Below are 2683 nucleotides of genomic sequence, written 5' to 3'. Positions count from 1 at the left end.
CCGTACGGGCCGTGCCCGCGCGGCACGACGGGCGGCGGCTGCCGGTCGGCCCGCACCGCGCACCCGCGCTCGGCTACGTCGTCGAGGGTGAGGCGCGGACGTACTTCGCCGGGGACACCGGGCTGTTCGAGAGGATGGCCGAGGAGGTGGGGCCGGTCGACGTGGCGCTGCTGCCGGTGGGCGGCTGGGGACCGTACCTCGGTGAGGGGCATCTGGACGCGGGGCGCGCGGCCGAGGTGCTGGCGCTGCTGGGCGCGCCCAGCGCGGTGCCGGTGCACTACGGCACGTACTGGCCGATCGGGATGGACGCCGTACGCCCGCACGAGTTCCACTCGCCGGGGCACGAGTTCGAGCGGCTGGCGGCCCGGCACGCCCCCGGAGTGAACGTGCACCGGCTCGGACACGGGGAGAGCGTGCGCCTGGAGGGCGCACGGTGATCCTTCCCGCCGCCCTGGGCCAGGCGGCCGGTGCGTCCCTGCCGTCGATGGCCCTGCCGGCGGCCCTCCCGGTCGTCGCGCCCGACTCCACCCAGCAGGCGGTCGGCTATCCCTCGCTGTTCCTGCTGGTGCTGATCGGGGCGCTGGTGCCGGTGGTACCGACGGGCGCGCTGGTCAGTTCGGCGGCCGTGGTGGCCTTCCACCGGACGGCGCCGTTCTCGATGGTGCTGCTCCTCGTCACGGCGTCGCTGGCCGCGTTCCTCGGGGACGTGGCGCTGTACTGGCTGGGGCGGCGCGGGATGAGGTCGAGGAACGGCTCGCGCTGGCTGGAGGCGATCCGGCGGCGGGCGCCGGAGGACCGGCTGGAGCAGGCGCGGCGGAAACTCACCGACCACGGCGTGGCCGTGCTGGTGCTGTCCCGGCTGATGCCGGCCGGGCGGCTGCCGGTGATGCTGGCCTGTCTGCTCGCGAAGTGGCCGATGCGCCGCTTCGTGCGCGGCAATCTGCCGGCCTGTGTCGCCTGGGCGGCGACGTACCAGCTGATCGGCGTCCTCGGCGGTTCACTGTTCAGGGAACCGTGGGCGGGCGTCCTCGCGGTGATCGTCCTGACCGTGCTGATCAGCACGGCCCCGGGCCTGTGGCGGCGCGTGCGGGGAACGGCGGCCGGCTGACGTCCGTCAGGGGGACGGCGGGTCACGTCAGGGTGCGGGAGGCGCCTACCGGGAGGTCCCACAGGTTCTCGCGGGGCAGCCCGGTTCCCTCCCAGGCGGCGCGCACCCGGACCAGGGGCTCCATGACCGGTTCCGCGGAGAGGACGAACGTGCCCCAGTGCATGGGTGCCATGCGACGCGCCCCGAGGTCCTGGGCGGCGCGCACGGCCTCCTCCGGGTCGCAGTGGACGTCTGCCAGCCACCAGCGGGGGTCGTAGGCGCCGATGGGCAGCAGGGTGAGGTCGATGCCCGGGTAGCGGCGGCCGATCCGGGAGAACCAGTGTCCGTAGCCGGTGTCACCGGCGAAGTGGAGGCGCCGGCCCTCGCGGTCGGTGAGCACCCAGCCGCCCCACAGGGAGCGGCAGGTGTCGGTGAGGGTCCGCTTCGACCAGTGGTGGGCCGGTACGAAGTCGAAGCGGACGCCGTCCAGTTCGGCGGCCTCCCACCAGTCGAGCTCGGTGACCCGGGTGAACCTGCGGCGGTGGAACCAGCGGGCGAGCCCGGCCGGGACGAACACCGGGGTGTCGCGCGGGAGCCGGCGCAGGGTGGGCGCGTCCAGGTGGTCGTAGTGGTTGTGGCTGATGACGACCGCGTCCACGCGCGGCAGTGCCTCCCAGGCGACGCCGACGGGGGTGACCCGGGCCGGGGTGCCGAGGATACGGCGGGACCAGACCGGGTCGGTGAGCACGGTGAGCCCTCCGATCCGCAGGACCCAACTGGCGTGCCCCGCCCAGGTGACGGCGATCGTGCGGGCGTCCACGCGGGGCAGCGGGCCGGGGGCGAAGGGCAGCCGGGGGATGTCGGCGAGGCCGTCCGGGGTGGGCCGCACGGCACCCTCGCGGGCGAAACGGGCGAGGGCCCTGAGGCCGGGCAGCGGTGCCGTCAGCCGGTCGTGGAAGGCGCGCGGCCACACCCGGTGTTCGGCGAGCGGCCGGGGTTCGGCCAACGGCGGGTACGGGCGGGCGGAGGGGGACGGGCCGCCGGCTCCCGGGCTGCCGGATTGCGGGCTGCCGGATTGCGGTGTGGCCTCGCCGGGGGCCGTGGTCGTCGTCGTGGTCGTTCTCCCGGTCGGCCCGGGCCGCTGCGTCATCGAGGGGACTCCCGTCGCCGAGCGTCGTCACGGAGATCGTCGAAGACCGAGGTCAGGTGCGCCAACGCGTCGCGCACGTGGGGCAGTTCCAGGGGCTCGGACGTGCGCAGGCACTCCGCTCGCAGGCCGGCTGTGCCGCCCAGCAGGGGGGCGGTGGACAGGCGTACGCGAGGTGCTTCGAGCTCGTCGCCGAAACGGTGGCCGCCCGGGGCGGGCATGCCGAGCCGGACGGTGAGGAAGTCCTCCAGTTCCTGGGCGTCGCCCACACCCCGCGCGGTGAGCGCGGGCGCCAGCGGGGTGAGGTCGACGTACAGGTGGCGGCCGCAGGACGGGGGCCTGGACACCGCGCCGGCGGCGACGACGGCACGGTGCGCGGCGGCGGCCAGGAGCGCGTGCAGACGTACGGAGTCGGCGACGCGGGCGGTGACCGGTTCGGGCTCGGACAG

3 protein-coding genes and 1 pseudogene are annotated in these 2683 nt (G+C 75.4%); 2 read left to right on the top strand and 2 right to left on the bottom strand.

Annotated features, from left to right (window positions below; genetic code table 11):
* Positions 1-437 (top strand): MBL fold metallo-hydrolase (locus tag B9S61_RS01580; RefSeq protein ID WP_146064671.1); only part of this gene is annotated, 437 nt, incomplete at its 5' end.
* 47 nt (positions 438-484) lie between these two features.
* Positions 485-1108 (top strand): DedA family protein, encoded by a 624-nt coding sequence (locus tag B9S61_RS01575; RefSeq protein ID WP_103540570.1) that lies wholly within the window; start codon positions 485-487, stop codon positions 1106-1108.
* A 22-nt stretch (positions 1109-1130) separates the two neighbouring features.
* Here the strand turns inward: B9S61_RS01575 and B9S61_RS01570 are convergent, their stop codons facing one another.
* Both B9S61_RS01570 and B9S61_RS01565 read right to left on the bottom strand, forming a co-directional pair.
* A complete protein-coding gene (locus B9S61_RS01570; protein ID WP_103540569.1) occupies positions 1131-2237 on the bottom strand; it encodes an MBL fold metallo-hydrolase in 1107 nt (368 codons plus the stop codon).
* Positions 2234-2683: pseudogene (locus B9S61_RS01565) on the bottom strand (pyridoxal phosphate-dependent aminotransferase); the annotation flags it as partial. The pseudogene B9S61_RS01565 and the gene B9S61_RS01570, both read right to left, overlap by 4 nt.

This window comes from Streptomyces sp. SM1, from assembly GCF_002910825.1.
GTDB lineage: Bacteria > Actinomycetota > Actinomycetes > Streptomycetales > Streptomycetaceae > Streptomyces > Streptomyces okerensis.
This window is presented reverse-complemented; position numbering and strand designations above follow the sequence as displayed.

What these genes read in the sequence shown, in the direction of transcription:
- B9S61_RS01575 (WP_103540570.1), top strand. Translation starts at nt 485, where the DNA reads ATGGCCCTGCCGGCGGCCCTCCCGGTCGTCGCGCCCGACTCCACCCAG.
- B9S61_RS01570 (WP_103540569.1), bottom strand. Translation starts at nt 2,237, where the DNA reads ATGACGCAGCGGCCCGGGCCGACCGGGAGAACGACCACGACGACGACC.